Genomic DNA, 17064 nt, shown 5'->3' on the forward strand with positions numbered 1-17064 from the left:
GTTGCGGCTGGATCGTCCTCCACAGATTCGATCTGGAGCCCCGATCAAGGGTTCTATTCGAACACATGTTCTAGTAGAATCTGGTCATGGCACTCGGGCACCAGGATCACTCGGCACAGGGGTCTTCTCCTGTGCCGACCGGTGACCTGCTGACTGCCATTCGCGACCTCGACCAGGCTGCTGACCAGGCTGACCGGGACCGGTTCATCGCGATCGCCGAGTGGGCCGACCGGCACACCACCGGCCAACTGCTGCCCGACCTGTACGGCACCTTCGGGCTGCCCGACGACGACGCCCACAACGAGGCCGAGAACGCGTGGGTGTCCCGGTTCGGGATGCCCGGCGCCGACACGATGCTCGAGCTCGCCGGCCCCGGTGCACCCGAGGTCAGCGAGTTCGCGGTCATCGAGCTCGCCGCCGCACTGGGCCGTTCCACCGACTCGGGGCGGATGCTGCTGTCTGATGCCGTGGAGGCCCGCTACCGGCTGCCGAAGATCTGGGCCCGCCTCGAAGCGGGCCAGGTGCAGGTGTGGCGGGTACGCCGCGTCACCGACCTCACCCGCGGCCTGACCGCCGAGGCCGCTGCGTTCGTCGACGCCCATCTCGCCCACGTGGTGCACACCGCCTCCTTCGCCACCGTCAAGAGGTTGGCCGCGGAGGCGGCAGCACGCTTCGACCCCGAGACGGCTGAGATGGAAGAGGTCGACACCCGCGCCAGCCTCCACGTCCACCTCGACCTGGCGACGGCTTGGTCGATCGGGACCGCCAACGGTGTCCACCTGTCCGGGCTGCTGGACCGTGCCGATGCCGAGGAGCTCGAGGCAGCGATCCGCACCATCGCCGACCAGCTGCTGGCCGCCGGCTCCACCGATACCCTCGACGTCCGCCGTGCCAAGGCCCTGGGCTACCTCAGCCGCGGCGACCTCACCCTCGACCTCGACACCTCACCGGCCGAGCCAGGTGGTCGAGCAGCGACCGACGGCACCGACGCAGGTGGTCGAGCAGCGACCGACGACACCGACGCAGGTGGTCGAGCAGCGACGAGCGCCAGCGAGGAGCGGGCGTCGAGACCACCCCGCAACCCCCGCCAGGTCGTCCTCCACCTCCACCTCTCAGAAGCCGCGCTCCGCGGAAACGAAGGACCCGGCACCCCCGAGGTCGACCCCGACACCGGGATGCTCGGCCTCCACCTCGCCCGCCTCGAGAACCACCACCAGACCCTCACCGCCGACACCGTCCGCGAATGGCTCGCCGTTCCCGGCACCCAGGTGGTCGTGAAGCCGGTCATCAACCTGGCCGACCAGATCGCCGTCGACTGCTACGAGATCCCCGACCGCATCTCCACCCGGGTCAAGCTCAAGCGCACGACCTGCGTCTTCCCGCACTGCACCCGCACCTCAGCCAGGGTCGACCTCGACCACATCGAGGAGTACGTCCCACCCGACCAGGGCGGACCACCCGGCCAGACATCAACAGACAAACTCGCCCCCCTGTGCAGACGCCACCACCGGGCCAAGACCCACCCCTCCCCGGCCTCGACGAACTCGACCACCGTGGCCTGGGACTACCACCAGCTCACCCCCACCACCTGGCTCTGGACCAGCCCCCACGACATCCGGTTCCTCGTCCACCCCGACGGCACCACCGAGCTCTGAGACGAGCCCCGGCGTCACAAACCCCTGGACGCTGAGCCGTCCCGTCGCCAGGGTCGTCCCATGACCCTGCGCATCCAGTGCCTGACCATCGACTGCCACGACCTCGACCTCGTGGCGACCTTCTGGGCAGAGGCGCTCGGCTGGCGCCGCACCTTCGCCGACGACGAGGAGGCCTGCCTCGAGCCGCCGCAGGGCGAGCTGGGCGACGGGCTGCTCCCGGACCTGCTGTTCATCAAGGTGCCCGACGACAAGACGGTGAAGAACCGTCTGCACCTCGACCTGCGCCCCGGCGTGGTAGACACCCAGGAGGCCGAGGTGGCGCGCCTGGAGGCCCTGGGGGCGACGCGGGCCGACATCGGTCAGGGCGAGACGCGGTGGACGGTCATGGCCGACCCGGAGGGCAACGAGTTCTGCGTGCTGCAGCCGCTCGAGCCCGAGCAGCAGGCCGAGGTCGACGCCAGCATCAGCGCCTGGCGGACCTGAACGTCACGTGCGTGCGGAACCCCAGCCGGTCGTAGACCGCGAGCGCGGGCCCGTTGTCGACGTACACCCCGAGGGTCGCCGTGCCCGAGACGGCCAGCGCGCGACGGGTGAGCGCGGCCGACACGGCGGTGCCGAGGCCGCGGCCGGCGGCCGAGCCGTGCGTGCTGACCGAGCGCAGGTGCCCGGCCCCCGAGGGGTCGCGGTAGAGCGCTCCGACCGCGAGCAGACCGTCGTCCCCCGGGATACCCAGCCAGCACTCGACGCCGCGGGAGCCCGGCCGCGCGAACGACCCCGGGTTCGCGACGTCCAGCAGCCCGTCGATGAGCGCCGCGTCGGTGACCTCCACGACCGAGGGCTCCAGCGGGTGCGGGGGAGGGGCGTCGTGGGTGAGCATCCAGTGCCAGTGGCCCGAGACGGGCAGCCTCCAGGCCCCCGGCAGCACGTCGTACGCCGCCGCCTCGACGCTGACGCGCCCCGGCTCCTCCATCAGGTCGGTCGCGAGGCCGGCGAGCCGGGCCAGGTCGGCGGTGGGGCCCAGGCACCACAGCGAGGGCGACCCGTCCGAGGGGCCGGTGCGGTTCCGGTTGCCGTCGATCACCAGGGCGTCACCGAGCGCGAGCACGAGGGGAGTGTCGGCGGGGTCGACCTGGTGGCGAACGAACGGGTGCTCGGACCGAGCGACCAGCTCGTACGGATCGATCTCGTGCAGGCCCTCCACGGACACATCCTCACCGGTGGCACGATGGCCCCGTGAGTGAGCCCCTCGTCCTCGGCATCGAGACCTCCTGCGACGAGACCGGCGTCGGCATCGTCCGCGGCCACACGCTGCTGGCCGACGCCGTCGCGAGCAGCGTCGACGAGCACGCCCGCTTCGGCGGCGTTGTGCCCGAGGTCGCCAGCCGTGCACACCTCGAGGCGATGGTCCCGACCATCGAGCGGGCCTGTGAGACCGCCGGCATCACGCTCCACGACGTCGACGCCGTCGCCGTCACCAACGGCCCCGGCCTCGCCGGCGCCCTGCTCGTCGGTGTCGCAGCGGCCAAGGCGCTCGCGCTGGGCCTGGGCAAGCCGATCTACGGCGTCAACCACCTCGCCTCCCACGTCGCGGTCGACCAGCTCGAGCACGGCCCGCTGCCCGAGCCGTGCGTGGCGATGCTCGTCTCCGGGGGCCACTCCAGCCTGCTGCGCGTCACCGACGTGACCGGTCAGGACGGCGGGGTCGACCCGATGGGGCAGACCATCGACGACGCCGCCGGCGAGGCCTTCGACAAGGTGGCCCGGCTGCTCGGCCTGCCGTTCCCCGGCGGCCCGCACATCGACCGCTCCGCCCGCGAGGGGAGCACCGTCGCCATCGACTTCCCCCGCGGCCTGACCAGCCGTCGCGACCTCGAACGGCACCGCTTCGACTTCTCCTTCTCCGGCCTCAAGACCGCCGTCGCCCGGTGGGTCGAGGCCAAGGAGCGCGCCGGTGAGCCGGTGCCGGTCGCCGACGTCGCCGCGTCCTTCCAGGAGGCCGTCTGCGACGTGCTGGTCCGCAAGGCCCTCGACGCCGCCTCCAGCGAGGGGATCGAGGACCTGCTCATCGGCGGCGGCGTCGCCGCCAACTCCCGCCTGCGCCACCTCGCCGAGGAGCGCGCCGAGAAGCTCGGCATCCGCGTCCGCGTCCCGCGCCCGGGCCTGTGCACCGACAACGGCGCCATGGTCGCCGCGCTGGGCGCGGAGATGGTCGCGCGCGGGCGTACGCCGTCCTCGCTCGACCTCCCCGCCGACTCCAGCCTCCCGGTCACCGAGGTGCTCGCGGTCTGAGGGCCGCCGTCAGCGACCGAGCCGGAACGCCGTGCCGGGCTCGATCTCGGTGTCGGTCTCGACCGGCCCGTCCAGGACCTGCGGGGTGAGGCGCGAGCCGTCCCAGGTGTAGCGGATCACCGAGGACGTGCTGCTCCCGCCCTCCACGGACAGCCACGAGTCCGCACCGGCCCACGCCTCGTCGTAGATGACCGTCTCGTGTCGGGCCAGCTCGCGGCCGGTCCGCGCGTCGAAAAGGGCCTGCAGTCCGTGGCTGGGGCCGTCGCGGTAGGCATCGAGGCCGAGCACGAGCCGTCCGTCGGGGGAGAAGCGGAACGAGCCGCTCTCGCAGGTGCGCCACAGCTCCTCGCCGGTCGCGAAGAGCACCACGCCGCTGCAGTACTCCTGGCCGAACTCGTCCACGCTCACGTGCCCCGAGACCAGCGCGCCGTCGGGCGAGACGTCGGTGATCGACAGCAGCCCCAGTCGGTCCAGCGAGTCCACCGACCCGTCCAGGGAGACTGTCTGCTGGGTCGAGCCGTCCCGGTCGTAGACCTCCACGATCACGACGCACTCCTGCGCGGTGCACCCGGGCAGGACCTCCAGGGGCATCGGCGCCGAGAGCCGCCCGTCCAGCTCGGTGGGTACGACGGTGGGCTGGTCGTCCCCGGGGAGCAGCACCCGCAGCCGCCCGTCGGTGCCCATCCAGCTGGCCGCGGCACCCTCGTCGTCCACGGCCAGTCCGCTGTCGGCGGCCTCGAAGGTCTCCAGCACCGATCCGGTGCCGTCGGTCACCGCGATCACGTAGTCCCCGCCCTCGGGGTAGTTCGTGAAGACCCAGCGGCCGTCGGCGAGCGCGACGAAGGATGACACCTCGCCGGTGAGGTCCGGTGTGAAGGGGGTGCCGCCGACGGGCCGGACCTCGCCGTCGAGCATCCAGGCCCCGGCCCGCTCGCCGCCCGTCCGCGGAGGGTCGGAGGGGGAGACCGGCGGCACCGGGTTGGCGGTGTCGCTGACGGTGGGGGTGTCGACGGGGGGCAGGGTGTCTGGCGAGGAGCCGCCGCCGACCAGCAACGCGATCGGGACGACCGCGGCGGCGACGACGCCGGCACCGGCCGCGGCGGCGAGGGCCGCGCGGCGGCGTCGGATGCCGCGGGCCCGGCCGCGGACGTCGTCGAGGGTCAGCGTCGGCGTACCTGCTCCGACGGCCTGGATGCGCAGGGCCTCGGTGAAGGCCTGCTCGTCGTGCTCGTTCATCGCTCCTCCTCCCGGGAGCCGGGGGCCAGGTGGCCCGGGGTGCGGTCGCGCAGCAGGCCCATCGCCCGGCTGCCCTGGGACTTCACGGTGCCGACGCTCACCCCGAGGACGTCGGCGGTCTCGGACTCGGTGAGCCCCTCGTAGTAGCGCAGCACCACGACGGCGCGCGCCTTCGGCGGCAGCGTCGAGACGACCTCCCACACGGCCGCGCGCTGCCCCTCGTCGTAGCGCTCCTCGACGCCGGCGGTGTCCGGCAGCGCGTCGGTCGCCCGCTCGCGCCGCTTCCACGGCCGGCGCCACAGCGAGGTGGTCTCGTTGACCAGGATCCGTCGGACGTAGCCGTCCAGCGCCTCGCGGTCGCGCACCTTGTCCCACGACAGGTACAGCTTCGCGAGCGCGGTCTGCAGCACGTCCTCGGCCTGGTGCCGGTCGCCGGTCAGCAGGTAGGCGGTGCGCAGCAGCGCACCCTGCCGGGCCTCGAGGTACGCCGTGAACTCGGCGTCCACGCGCTCACGCCGCGTGTCCGTGCCACCCACGTCCGCCCTCACCTCCGTCGCCGACCTCATCGTGGTCCCCAGGTGTTCATGTCCGTGGGACGCGCGCCCCGGAGGGATGGTTGGAACCGTCGGTGGAATCGGGTTGGCTGAGCCCATGCAGCAGGTGAAGGCCGTCGTGGCCATGAGCAAGGGCGCCCCCGTCGAGGTCGTCACCATCAACGTCCCCGACCCCGGGCCGGGCGAGGCGGTCGTGCAGGTGCAGTCCTGCGGGGTCTGCCACACCGACCTCCACTACCGGGAGGGCGGCATCAACGACGAGTTCCCGTTCCTCCTCGGTCACGAGGCGGCGGGTGTCGTCGAGGCCGTCGGGGAGGGCGTCACCGACGTCGCGCCCGGTGACTTCGTGATCCTCAACTGGCGCGCGGTGTGCGGGGAGTGCCGGGCCTGCAAGCGCGGCGACCTGCAGTACTGCTTCGCCACCCACAACGCCACCCAGAAGATGACGCTCGCCGAGGGGGAGATGGCCGGCACCGAGCTGAGCCCCGCCCTGGGCATCGGCGCGTTCGCCGAGAAGACCCTCGTCGCCGCGGGTCAGTGCACCAAGGTCGACCCCGAGGCCCGGCCGGCCGCCGTCGGCCTGCTCGGCTGCGGCGTGATGGCCGGCATCGGTGCGGCGATCAACACCGGCGGTGCGACCCGTGGCCGCAGCGTGGCCGTCATCGGCTGCGGCGGCGTCGGCGTGGCCGCCGTCGCGGGTGCGGCGCTGGCCGGCGCCAGCCCGATCATCGCCATCGACATCGACGCGAAGAAGCTCGAGAAGGCCACCGAGCTCGGCGCCACCCACACCATCGACTCCAGCACGACCGACGTGGTCGAGGCGGTCAAGGAGATCTGCGGCGGCGTCTACGAGGGCGCCGAGGGCGCCGACATCGTCGTCGAGGCGGTCGGCCGCCCCGAGACCTGGCAGCAGGCGTTCTACGCCCGCGACCTCGCCGGCACCGTCGTCCTGGTGGGCGTCCCGACCCCGGACATGAAGGTCCCCGACCTGCCGCTCATCGACGTGTTCGGGCGCGGCGGCTCGCTGAAGTCGAGCTGGTACGGCGACTGCCTGCCCTCGCGCGACTTCCCGATGCTCGTCGACCTCTACCAGCAGGGCCGCCTCGACCTCGACGCGTTCGTCTCCGAGGAGATCGGCATCGACGACGTCGAGGCCGCCTTCGAGAAGATGCACCACGGCGGCGTGCTGCGCTCGGTGGTGGTGCTCTGATGTCGGGCATCGGTTCCAGCGTCCGCATCGACCACGCGGTCGTCAGCGGGACGTTCTCCCTCGACGGGGAGACTCATCGTGTCGACAACAACATCTGGGTGGTCGGCGACGACACCGAGTGCGTCGTCATCGACGCTCCCCACGACGTCGACGCGATCATGGAGGTCGTGGGGGAGCGGCAGGTCCGCGCGATCCTGCTGACCCACGCCCACGACGACCACTGCCGGGTCGCGCCCGCGCTGCGCGAGCGCGTCGTCGCCCCGATCATGTTGCACCCCGACGAGAAGCCGCTGTGGGAGCTCACCCACGTGCAGGACGGCGAGGGCCACCTCTGGGACGTCGACCTCGCCGACGGCTTCGAGGTCCAGGTCGCCGGTACGACGCTGCGCGCCCTGCACACGCCCGGCCACGCGCCCGGTGCGGTCTGCTTCCACGCGCCGGCGCTCGGCTGCGTCTTCACCGGCGACACGCTCTTCCACGGCGGGCCCGGCGCCACCGGTCGCTCCTTCAGCGACCGGCCGACCCTCGAGGCCTCGATCCGCGCCAGCCTGTGGCAGCTGCCCGACGACACCGTCGTGCACACCGGCCACGGGGACGACACCACGATCGGTGCGGAGAAGGCAGCGCTCGGCTGACCCGACCGGGCACAAGGTCCCTGGGCCGAGGTCCCACGACCTCGGGACCATGGGCCTCCGGCTGGGTGCCCGCGGACCCTCTCCCCGCCCCGGCGACGACCCATAGCGTCGTACTTGTCGAGGCGGGGAGGTCCTGCCCGAGGAGGGAACAAGACGATGCGTGCGATGCTCGACAAGCTGACCTCGTGGGTGGGCCTGGCGCTCGCCGCGGTGCTCCTGGTGGCCGGCGGCCTGCTCACCTGGGCCAACGCCTTCGTGGCCGACCAGGTCGACTACCAGCTGGGGATGCAGGCGATCACGATGCCGACCGAGGAGGCGATCGCGGGGCTGTCCGACACCGACCGCGAGGCGCTCGAGCCGTTCGTCGGCTCGCCCCTCGACACCGGTGCCGAGGCCAAGGCCTACGCCGACCACTACATCCTCGCCCACATGAACGCCTCCAGCGACGGCCGGACCTACCAGGAGGTGAGCGGTGAGTTCATCGCCCTCTCCGACGCGGAGAAGGCCAGTGCCGAGGGCCAGGCGCTCGGGGGCCTGCGTCAGTCGCTGTTCATGGGCAACACCCTGCGCGGGCTGCTGCTCTACGGATACGCCTTCGCGACCATCGGCATGATCGCCGGGTACGCCGCGATCGCCGCCTTCGCCGGCGCCGCCGTCCTCCTGGTCCTCGCGCTGCTGGGCCTGCGCCACGGCCACCGCGAGGAGGTCAAGGCCCGCGCCGTCACCCCGGCCGCGGTGCCTGCCACCGCCTGACGCACCTACAGCGGCTGCACGAGCAGCGCGGTGCCGCTCCCGGCGACCCTGGTCATCACCAGGGTCGCCTCGGCGTCCCCGGAGAGGGAGAGCCGCTTGCGCAGCTCCTCGGGGACGACGTCGACGCCCCGCTTCTTGATGGTCAGCCGGCCCACGCCGCGCTCGCGCAGCGCGGCCCGCAGCTGCTTCTCCCGGAAGGGCAGCTCCTCGACCACCCGGTAGCCACGGGCGAAGGGGGAGCGGAAGGCCTGGTCGCTGGTGACGTAGGCGATGTGCGGGTCGACCAGGCCGCCGCCGACGCCGGCGGCGACCGCGGTCACCAGCCCGGCGCGGATGACGGCCCCGTCGGGCTCGTAGAGGAAGTCGCCGACCGCGCGCACCTCGCCGGCGACCGGATCCTCGTCGGTGAGGGTGGCCAGCCCGCCGCGGCCGATGACGGTGGCCCGACGCGCGGTGGTGGCCAGCGAGCCCGACCACAGGGCGGCCTCCTTGACCTCACCGCCGTCGCTGACCCACTCGGCCTCGACACCCTGGGGCACCAGGTCGTGGGGGATGCCGGGGGCGACCTTGACGCACGAGTCGCGGCGCAGCAGCCGCTCGACGAAGGACCACGGTGGCGTCCAGTCGTCGACGGAGAAGGAGCGCCCGCGCGCGGAGCGGCGGGCGGGGTCGGCGAAGGCCACCTCGAACGGCGTCGTGTCGACGTCCACGGCGTCGGCGACCATCACCGCGCCGGGCAGGCCGAGCGCGGCGAGGTTGGCCTCGGCCACGGCCACCCGGACCGGGTCGAGGTCCACCCCGGCGCACACGACTCCCACCTCGGCGGCCGCCACCAGGTCGCCGCCGATGCCGCAGCCGAGGTCGACCAGGGTCTCGGCCTCGAAGGCGCGCAGCCGGGCGGCGCGGTGCCGGGCGACCGCGGGGCGGGTGGCCTGCTCGAGGCCGTCGGGGGTGAAGTACATCCGGGCGGCCAGCTCGCCGAACTTGGCCTCGGCCCGCCGACGCAGCGTCGCCTGGGTCAGCGCGGCCGCGGCCCGCGCGGGCTCGGCCAGCGACCGGAGGCGGGTCTGTGCGGCCAGCGGGTCGTCGCCGGCGTACTCCTCGGCGCGGGCGAGCAGGGCCTGCCCGTCGTCGGTCAGCAGCCACCGGAACGCCTCGAGATCCACGTCGCGATCCTTCCAGTGCCGACCGGCTCTGGCACTCCCTAGGGGTGAGTGCTAGTTTCTGTGCTGGCACTCTCACCTTGAGTGTGCCAGCGCTTGCCACCGGTGCGGCCCCCGCGACGGCGTACCTGGGAAGCAGGCACCACGTTCCTGAACCCATCCGTGCAGAAAGTGGAGGTCGACAACAGTGTCGGTCAACATCAAGCCCCTCGAGGACCGGATCGTCGTCAAGCCGCTCGACGCCGAGCAGACCACGGCCTCCGGCCTGGTCATCCCGGACACCGCCAAGGAGAAGCCCCAGGAGGGCGAGGTCGTGGCCGTGGGCCCGGGCCGTTTCAACGAGGACGGCGACGAGCGCATCCCCATGGACGTCTCCGTGGGCGACAAGGTCATCTACAGCAAGTACGGCGGCACCGAGGTCAAGTACGGCGGGGACGAGTTCCTCATCCTCTCCGCGCGCGACGTCCTCGCGATCGTCGGCTGACGCATCCTCAGCTCCGGGTCGTGCGCCTGTGTCCTCGCGGGCGCCGGCGCACGACCCGCACTGTTTCCTGACTCTCTGTAAGGAGTAGTAGTGCCCAAGATCCTGGAGTTCGACGAGAATGCCCGGCGCGCGCTCGAGCGCGGCGTGGACGCGCTCGCCAACACCGTGAAGGTGACCCTCGGCCCGAAGGGCCGCTACGTCGTGCTCGACAAGAAGTGGGGCGCCCCGACCATCACCAACGACGGCGTGACCGTCGCGCGTGAGGTCGAGCTGGACGACCCGTTCGAGAACCTCGGCGCCCAGCTGTGCAAGGAGGTCGCCACCAAGACCAACGACGTCGCCGGTGACGGCACCACCACCGCCACCGTACTGGCCCAGGCGATGGTCCACGAGGGCCTGCGCGCCGTGGCCGCCGGCGCGAACCCGATGGGTCTCAAGCGCGGCATGGACAAGGCGACCGAGGCCGTCGGCGAGGCGCTGAAGGCTGCTGCCCGCGACGTCGACTCGGTGGAGGACATGGCCTCGGTGGCCACCATCTCCAGCCGCGACAAGCACATCGGCGACCTGCTCAGCCAGGCCTTCGACAAGGTCGGCAAGGACGGTGTCATCACCGTGGAGGAGTCCTCCACGATGGGCACCGAGCTCGACTTCACCGAGGGCATGCAGTTCGACAAGGGCTACCTGTCGCAGTACTTCGTCACCGACCCCGAGCGCATGGAGGCCGTCCTCGAGGACGCCTACATCCTCCTGCACCAGGGCAAGATCTCGGCCGTCGCCGAGATGCTGCCGCTGCTGGAGAAGGTCATGCAGACCGGCAAGCCGCTCTTCATCCTCGCCGAGGACGTCGAGGGCGAGGCGCTCTCCACGCTGGTCGTCAACAAGATCCGTGGCACCTTCAACGCCGTCGCGGTGAAGAGCCCCGCCTTCGGTGACCGCCGCAAGGCGATGATGCAGGACATCGCGGTCCTGACCGGTGGCCAGGTCATCGCCCCCGAGGTCGGCCTCAAGCTCGACCAGGCGGGCCTCGAGGTCCTCGGCCAGGCCCGTCGCGTCGTGGTCACCAAGGACCACACCACGATCGTCGAGGGTGCCGGCGACGCCGCCGCCGTCGAGGGCCGCGTCTCCCAGATCAAGGCCGAGATCGAGAACACCGACTCCGACTGGGACCGCGAGAAGCTCCAGGAGCGCCTCGCGAAGCTGGCCGGTGGCGTGTGCGTGATCAAGGTCGGCGCCGCCACCGAGGTGGAGCTGAAGGAGAAGAAGCACCGCATCGAGGACGCCGTCTCCGCGACCCGCGCGGCCATCGAGGAGGGCATCGTCGCCGGCGGTGGCTCCGCGCTGGTCCACGCCGTCTCGGTGCTCGACGACAACCTCGGCCTCGAGGGCGACGAGGCGCTCGGTGTCCGCATCGTGCGCAAGTCCGCCGACGAGCCGCTGCGCTGGATCGCCGAGAACGGTGGCGAGAACGGCTACGTCATCACCACCAAGGTCCGCGAGCTCGGTGTGGGCAACGGCTACAACGCCGCCACCGGCGAGTACGGCGACCTGGTCGCCCAGGGCGTCCTGGACCCGGTCAAGGTCACCCGCTCCGCGCTGGTCAACGCCACCTCGATCGCCGGCATGCTGCTGACGACCGAGACGCTGGTCGTCGACAAGCCCGAGGAGGAGGACGAGTCCGGGGCCGCAGGCCACGGGCACGGCCACGGCCACTGAGCCCCTCCGGGTACTCCCTGGCAGGCAGCACCTGCTGATCGACCCCCGTCGGACCCCGGTCCGGCGGGGGTCGTGCACGTCACAGGGGTGCAGCACGGGGCGTCGGCCCAGGTCACGCAGACGCAACATCCGCGCAACACCGGTGGGATGCACTGGTGCCATGACGATGCTGTGGAGGGTCCGCGCGAGCCTGCCCGACCGGCCCGGTGGGCTGGCGGCGCTCGCGCAGCAGTGTGCGGAACGGGGCGTGGACATCCGGGGGCTGCAGATCTTCCCGGGCGTGCGGGCGGTGACCGACGAGGTCGTGATGGAGACCCCCGACGGCTGGAGCGAGCACGAGGTCGCGCTGCTGGTGGAGTCCTCCGGCTGGACGCACCTGGCGGCCCAGGAGGTCACCGCGGCCGCGCTCACCGACCAGCCCACGCGCTACGTGCAGGCGGCCCGCACGATCCTGGCCCGACCGACCAGCTTCCCCGAGGTCGTCGCCCAGCTCTTCGACGCCGAGTCCGAGCCGCGCGACGGCGACGCCGGACCGGTCCAGGACGGGATGGAGATGACGGTGGGGGACGTGCAGGTACAGGTACGCCGCACCGCACCCTTCACCGACATCGAGCGGGCCCGCGGGGCGGCCATGGCCGACCTGGTGAGCGACGTCCTGCAGCGCACCAAGGAGTCCGCCGCGATCGGCATCTCCACGGGCGGCCGTCGGCTGGGCGGCGGTGCCGTGCCGTCGTACGTCGTGGAGGGCGAGACGGTCTCCGCCATCGTCGACGGCGTCGTGGTGGGCCTGGCCACGGTCCAGTCACCTCTCGAGGACGACCCCGACGTCCGGCCGGTGACCCTGCGCGTCGACCCGGCGTGGCAGCGCCGCGGGATCGGGACCCGGCTGCTCATCGACTCCTCGCGACTGGCCCACATGCTCGGCGCCGCCGAGATCGTGCTGCGCACCCGCGCGGACAACCAGGCGGTGCTGCCGATGGTGATGGCCGCCGGCATGCGCGGGCGCATCAGGATGGCCCAGGACATGCTGACCGTGCGCGTCCCGGTGCGTGACCTCAAGCCGCTGTCCACCTAGAGGCCGCAACTTCTCCCGCTCGGGAGGCGTCGGAGGAGCATGCGCGTCCTCCTGCTGCTCGCCGCCCTGCTCGCCCTCGTGGGCTGCTCCGAAGACCCCGCGGATCCGGTCGGGGCGGCGTCGACCGTCACGCCGACCTCCGCCACGCAGCCTCCCCGTGACCGGGAGCCGCTCCTGGGGGACCCGCCTCGACTCGCCTACGTCGACGGGCACGTCCTGCGGCGTCCCGACGGTGCGACCCTCGCCCTGCCCCGCCGGTGGGGCGTCACCTCGATCGAGACGTACGCCGGTGGGTTCCTCGTCACCGACGACCGCTCCTTCGAGGGCACCGTCGGGATGCACCGGCTCGACCGGGACGGCCGGGTGCTCGGGAGCTGGGCGAGCACCGGCCCCGCACTGGTGGGCCGGGGTGGCCGCATCGTCTGGGTCAGCCTGGTGCCCTCCGAGGGTGGTCGCACCGGCCCGACGCTGCTGGTGGTGGACGCGGTGGCCGGTGGGCATCAGCGTCACGTCCGGCTCGACCGGACGCGCGTGCCGTTCCTCACCCGCTGGTTCCGCGGCGAGGTGGTCTACCGGACGTGGGGCGAGGAGTCGTCGTACCGCACCGACGGCCTGGCCGCGCCACGACCGGTGCCGCTGGCCGCCGAGCTGGGGGTGCCGAGCCCGGACGGGCAGCAGTGGGCGGCTCTGACCGGCGAGGGCCTGGAGCTGCGGCAGCCCGACGGTCAGCTGCTGGGCGTGGTGCGCGAGCGCGGTCTCCGACGCACCGTGCAGCCCGGTGTCGCCTGGGGGGACGACGACCACGTGCTCGCGACGCTGGTGCGCGGGCGCCGGATGTGTCTGGCCCGGATCGACACCCGGCTCAGCGGCGATCGGGCACTGTCCTGCACCACCTCGTGGGAACGCGCGACGTCCGCCGGCATCGCGGTGCTCCCGGCTCGGTGAGCGCCCGCCGCGGCCCGTAGACTCGGCGCGTGGAGATCCCGGAGAAGTTCGCCGCCATCGGCCTCACCTACGACGACGTCCTGCTCCTGCCGGGCCACTCCGACCTGGCACCCGCGGACATCGACACCTCCTCGCGGCTGACCCGCGAGATCACGCTCAACGTCCCGCTGCTCTCGGCGGCGATGGACACCGTGACCGAGTCGCGGATGGCGATCGCGATGGCGCGTCAGGGCGGCATCGGCGTGCTCCACCGCAACCTCTCCATCGAGGACCAGGCCTACCAGGTCGACCTGGTCAAGCGGACGCAGACCGGCATCATCTCCAACCCGGTCACGATCGGCCCCGACGCGACGCTGGAGGAGCTCGACCGCATCTGCGGCGAGTACCGCGTCTCCGGCCTGCCGGTCGTCGACCCCGACATGCGGCTGCTCGGCATCATCACCAACCGCGACCTGCGCTTCACCCCGGTCGCGGAGTGGGCCACCACCAAGGTCGACGAGATGATGACGCCGATGCCGCTGATCACCGGCCACGCCGGCATCTCCCGCGAGGAGGCCACGCTGCTGCTGCGCAAGCACAAGCGCGAGCGGCTCCCGCTGGTGGACGACGAGGGCCGCCTGGTCGGGCTCATCACCGTCAAGGACTTCGTCAAGGGCGAGCAGTTCCCCAAGGCGTCGTACGACGCCGACGGCCGCCTCCTGGTGGGCGCGGCGATCGGCTACTTCGGCGACGCCTGGGAGCGCGCGACGACCCTGGTGGAGGCGGGTGTCGACGTCCTCGTGGCCGACACCGCCCACGGCAACGTCCGGATGCTCCTGGAGATGGTCCAGCGCCTCAAGACCGACCCGGCCACCAAGCACGTGCAGGTCATCGGCGGCAACGTCGCCACCCGCGAGGGCGCCCAGGCCTTCGTCGACGCCGGCGCGGACGCGGTCAAGGTCGGCGTCGGCCCGGGCTCGATCTGCACCACCCGCGTCGTCACCGGCGTCGGCGTCCCGCAGGTCACCGCGGTCTACGAGGCGTCCCTGGCCACCAAGCCGGCCGGCGTCCCGCTGATCGCCGACGGCGGCATGAAGCACTCCGGCGAGATCGGCAAGGCCCTGGTGGCCGGTGCCGACTGCGTGATGCTCGGCTCTTTGCTCGCCGGCTGCGAGGAGTCGCCCGGCGACCTGGTGTTCGTCAACGGCAAGCAGTTCAAGGCCTACCGGGGCATGGGCTCGCTGGGCGCGATGTCCTCGCGCGGCAAGAAGTCCTACTCCAAGGACCGCTACTTCCAGGCCGAGGTCACCTCCGACGACCAGATCGTTCCCGAGGGCATCGAGGGCCAGGTGGCCTACCGCGGCCCGCTCGCGGCGGTCGCCCACCAGCTCGTCGGCGGCCTCAACCAGACGATGTTCTACGTCGGTGCCCGCACCGTCCCCGAGCTGCAGGAGAAGGGTCGCTTCGTGCGGATCACCCAGGCCTCGCTGAGCGAGTCCCACCCGCACGGGGTGCAGATGACCGTCGAGGCGCCCAACTACACCGGTCGCTGATCCGGCGACTAACCTGCTCGGGTGACCGAGATCCAGATCGGCCAGGCCAAGCGCGCCCGGCGTGCCTACTCCTTCGACGACATCGCGATCGTGCCCTCGCGGCGCACGCGTGACCCCGAGGAGGTCAGCACCCACTGGCAGATCGACGCCTACCGCTTCGACCTGCCGGTGATCGCCGCGCCCATGGACTCGGTGATGTCGCCGACCACCGCGATCGCGATGGGCCGCTTCGGCGGCCTCGGCGTGCTCAACCTCGAGGGCCTGTGGACCCGCTACGAGGACCCCGAGCCGCTGCTGGAGGAGGTCGCGGGCCTCACCGGCACCGAGGCGACCCGGCGGATGCAGGAGATCTACACCGAGTCGATCAAGCCCGAGCTGATCACCGAGCGGCTGCGCCAGATGCGCGAGGCCGCGGTGACCGTGGCCGGCTCGCTGTCCCCGCAGCGCACCAAGGAGTTCGCCAAGGCCGTCGTCGACGCCGGGGTCGACATGTTCGTCATCCGCGGCACCACCGTCTCGGCCGAGCACGTCTCCAGCCAGGCCGAGCCGCTGAACCTCAAGGAGTTCATCTACGAGCTCGACGTGCCCGTCATCGTGGGCGGCTGTGCGACCCACACCGCGGCGCTGCACCTGATGCGCACCGGTGCGGCCGGCGTTCTCGTCGGCTTCGGTGGCGGCGCCGCCCACACCACCCGCACCGTCCTCGGCGTCGCGGTCCCGATGGCCTCCGCGGTCGCCGACGTCGCCGCGGCCCGCCGCGACTACCTCGACGAGTCGGGCGGTCGCTACGTCCACGTCATCGCCGACGGCTCGATCGGCACCTCCGGCGACATCTCGAAGGCGATCGCCTGCGGCGCCGATGCGGTGATGGTCGGCTCACCGTTCGCCCGCGCCACCGACGCCCCCGGCCGTGGCTTCCACTGGGGCACCGAGGCCCACCACGCCGAGCTGCCGCGCGGCCAGCGGGTCCAGTTCGACACCGTCGGCACCATCGAGGAGATCCTCTTCGGTCCCTCCCGGGTCGCGGACGGCACGATGAACCTCATCGGTGCCCTCAAGCGGTCGATGGCCACCACCGGCTACACCGACGTCAAGGAGTTCCAGCGCGTCGAGGTCGTCGTCGAGTAGCAGCTCACGCCTGCTCGGCCGCCAGACGCGCGGCCAGGCCCTCGATCACGAGGTCCAGACCGACGTCGAACTCGTCCCCGAAGTCGTAGCCGGGCTGGAGCGCGTGCTCGAGGGTGAAACGGCGGAAGTAGGGCAGCGTCCCCTCGGGCAGGGCGGCCATGATCCCGGCCGCCACCTCCTCGAGCTCCGCCCCGCCGCCGTCGAAGGGCAGCGCCACCTCCTGCACCAGGAAGCCGTAGAGGTGCGCGTCCAGCAGGGCGAAGGCGTGCCCGGTCAGCTCCAGGGAGAAGCCGGCCTCCAGCAGGCAGCCGAGCACCGCGTCGTGGTGGGCCATGCTGGCCCACCCCGGCGTACGCCGTGAGTCCATCATCCCGACGGCCCACGGGTGCCGCTTGAGCGCCTGGCGCGCCGTCCGGGAGCGCAGCCGGACCTGCTCGGTCCAGTCCTGACCGGGGACGGGGGAGTGGAACTCCTCGTGCACCGCGTCGACCATCCCGTCGAGCAGGTCGTCCTTGTTCGAGACGTGGTGGTAGAGCGACATCGCCTCCACCCCCAGGCGCCGCGCCACCGCGCGCATGGAGAGCTTGGTGACGCCCTCCTCGTCGGCCACGGCGAGCGCAGCGGCCACCACCGAGGCCCGCGTGAGCGCGGGGCGGTCCTTCCGTGCGGGCACGGGCACCTCCTGTCGGGCT

17 protein-coding genes are annotated in these 17064 nt (G+C 72.2%); 12 read left to right on the forward strand and 5 right to left on the reverse strand.

The window, feature by feature from the left end; all coding sequences use genetic code 11:
- The first annotated feature begins 86 nt into the window (after window positions 1-86).
- Both BKA05_RS03100 and BKA05_RS03105 read left to right on the forward strand, forming a co-directional pair.
- On the forward strand, window positions 87-1655 hold the full coding sequence (locus BKA05_RS03100) for an HNH endonuclease signature motif containing protein (RefSeq protein ID WP_179530114.1): 1569 nt from the start codon (window positions 87-89) through the stop codon (window positions 1653-1655).
- A 60-nt stretch (window positions 1656-1715) separates the two neighbouring features.
- Window positions 1716-2138, forward strand: a complete 423-nt coding sequence (locus BKA05_RS03105; RefSeq protein WP_179530115.1) for a VOC family protein — start codon at window positions 1716-1718, stop codon at window positions 2136-2138.
- On the opposite strand, the gene BKA05_RS03110 is transcribed toward BKA05_RS03105, so the two are convergent.
- Window positions 2119-2856: a GNAT family N-acetyltransferase gene (locus BKA05_RS03110; RefSeq protein ID WP_179530116.1), complete on the reverse strand. Its 738-nt coding sequence runs from the start codon at window positions 2854-2856 to the stop codon at window positions 2119-2121. The genes BKA05_RS03105 and BKA05_RS03110 overlap by 20 nt on opposite strands.
- Before the next feature lie 32 nt (window positions 2857-2888).
- Between BKA05_RS03110 and tsaD the strand changes: the two genes are divergently transcribed.
- Window positions 2889-3944: a tRNA (adenosine(37)-N6)-threonylcarbamoyltransferase complex transferase subunit TsaD gene (gene tsaD, locus BKA05_RS03115; protein ID WP_179530117.1), complete on the forward strand. Its 1056-nt coding sequence runs from the start codon at window positions 2889-2891 to the stop codon at window positions 3942-3944.
- Window positions 3945-3953: 9 nt separating this feature from the next.
- Here tsaD and BKA05_RS03120 read toward each other — a convergent pair whose 3' ends face one another.
- Entirely contained in the window at window positions 3954-5180 is a 1227-nt protein-coding gene (locus BKA05_RS03120; RefSeq protein ID WP_179530118.1) for a hypothetical protein, read from the reverse strand.
- Window positions 5177-5716: a SigE family RNA polymerase sigma factor gene (locus tag BKA05_RS03125; protein WP_343045501.1), complete on the reverse strand. Its 540-nt coding sequence runs from the start codon at window positions 5714-5716 to the stop codon at window positions 5177-5179. Before BKA05_RS03125 ends, BKA05_RS03120 begins: the two co-directional genes overlap by 4 nt.
- Before the next feature lie 115 nt (window positions 5717-5831).
- Between BKA05_RS03125 and BKA05_RS03130 the strand changes: the two genes are divergently transcribed.
- From BKA05_RS03130 to BKA05_RS03140, 3 genes are all read left to right on the forward strand, one after another.
- Window positions 5832-6944 carry an S-(hydroxymethyl)mycothiol dehydrogenase gene (locus tag BKA05_RS03130; protein ID WP_179530120.1) on the forward strand — a complete coding sequence of 371 codons (1113 nt, stop codon included), beginning with the start codon at window positions 5832-5834 and terminating at the stop codon, window positions 6942-6944.
- Complete coding sequence (locus BKA05_RS03135) at window positions 6944-7579, forward strand: MBL fold metallo-hydrolase (protein WP_179530121.1); 636 nt, start codon at window positions 6944-6946, stop codon at window positions 7577-7579. Before BKA05_RS03130 ends, BKA05_RS03135 begins: the two co-directional genes overlap by 1 nt.
- A 165-nt stretch (window positions 7580-7744) precedes the next feature.
- Entirely contained in the window at window positions 7745-8332 is a 588-nt protein-coding gene (locus BKA05_RS03140) for a hypothetical protein (protein ID WP_179530122.1), read from the forward strand.
- 5 nt (window positions 8333-8337) lie between these two features.
- Here BKA05_RS03140 and BKA05_RS03145 read toward each other — a convergent pair whose 3' ends face one another.
- Window positions 8338-9498, reverse strand: coding sequence for a THUMP-like domain-containing protein (locus BKA05_RS03145; protein WP_179530123.1), 1161 nt, complete (start codon window positions 9496-9498; stop codon window positions 8338-8340).
- A gap of 184 nt (window positions 9499-9682) precedes the next feature.
- On the opposite strand from BKA05_RS03145, the gene groES reads away from it, so the two are divergent.
- From groES to BKA05_RS03175, 6 genes are all read left to right on the forward strand, one after another.
- On the forward strand, window positions 9683-9979 hold the full coding sequence (groES, locus tag BKA05_RS03150; RefSeq protein WP_179530124.1) for a co-chaperone GroES: 297 nt from the start codon (window positions 9683-9685) through the stop codon (window positions 9977-9979).
- Between the two features lie 90 nt (window positions 9980-10069).
- On the forward strand, window positions 10070-11692 hold the full coding sequence (gene groL, locus BKA05_RS03155) for a chaperonin GroEL (RefSeq protein WP_179530125.1): 1623 nt from the start codon (window positions 10070-10072) through the stop codon (window positions 11690-11692).
- Window positions 11693-11852: 160 nt separating this feature from the next.
- Window positions 11853-12767: a GNAT family N-acetyltransferase gene (locus tag BKA05_RS03160; protein ID WP_179530126.1), complete on the forward strand. Its 915-nt coding sequence runs from the start codon at window positions 11853-11855 to the stop codon at window positions 12765-12767.
- Window positions 12768-12806: 39 nt separating this feature from the next.
- The gene (locus BKA05_RS03165) at window positions 12807-13712 is read left to right on the forward strand and encodes a hypothetical protein (protein WP_179530127.1); all 906 of its coding nucleotides are present in this window, start codon (window positions 12807-12809) and stop codon (window positions 13710-13712) included.
- 29 nt (window positions 13713-13741) lie between these two features.
- A complete protein-coding gene (gene guaB / locus BKA05_RS03170) occupies window positions 13742-15244 on the forward strand; it encodes an IMP dehydrogenase (RefSeq protein WP_179530128.1) in 1503 nt (500 codons plus the stop codon).
- A 21-nt stretch (window positions 15245-15265) separates the two neighbouring features.
- Window positions 15266-16372 (forward strand): GuaB3 family IMP dehydrogenase-related protein, encoded by a 1107-nt coding sequence (locus tag BKA05_RS03175; RefSeq protein ID WP_179530129.1) that lies wholly within the window; start codon window positions 15266-15268, stop codon window positions 16370-16372.
- A 4-nt stretch (window positions 16373-16376) separates the two neighbouring features.
- Here the strand turns inward: BKA05_RS03175 and BKA05_RS03180 are convergent, their stop codons facing one another.
- On the reverse strand, window positions 16377-17045 hold the full coding sequence (locus BKA05_RS03180) for a TetR/AcrR family transcriptional regulator (protein ID WP_343045502.1): 669 nt from the start codon (window positions 17043-17045) through the stop codon (window positions 16377-16379).
- Window positions 17046-17064 lie beyond the last annotated feature (19 nt).

Origin of the sequence: Nocardioides marinus (assembly GCF_013408145.1) — a bacterium.
Taxonomy (GTDB): Bacteria; Actinomycetota; Actinomycetes; order Propionibacteriales; family Nocardioidaceae; genus Nocardioides; species Nocardioides marinus.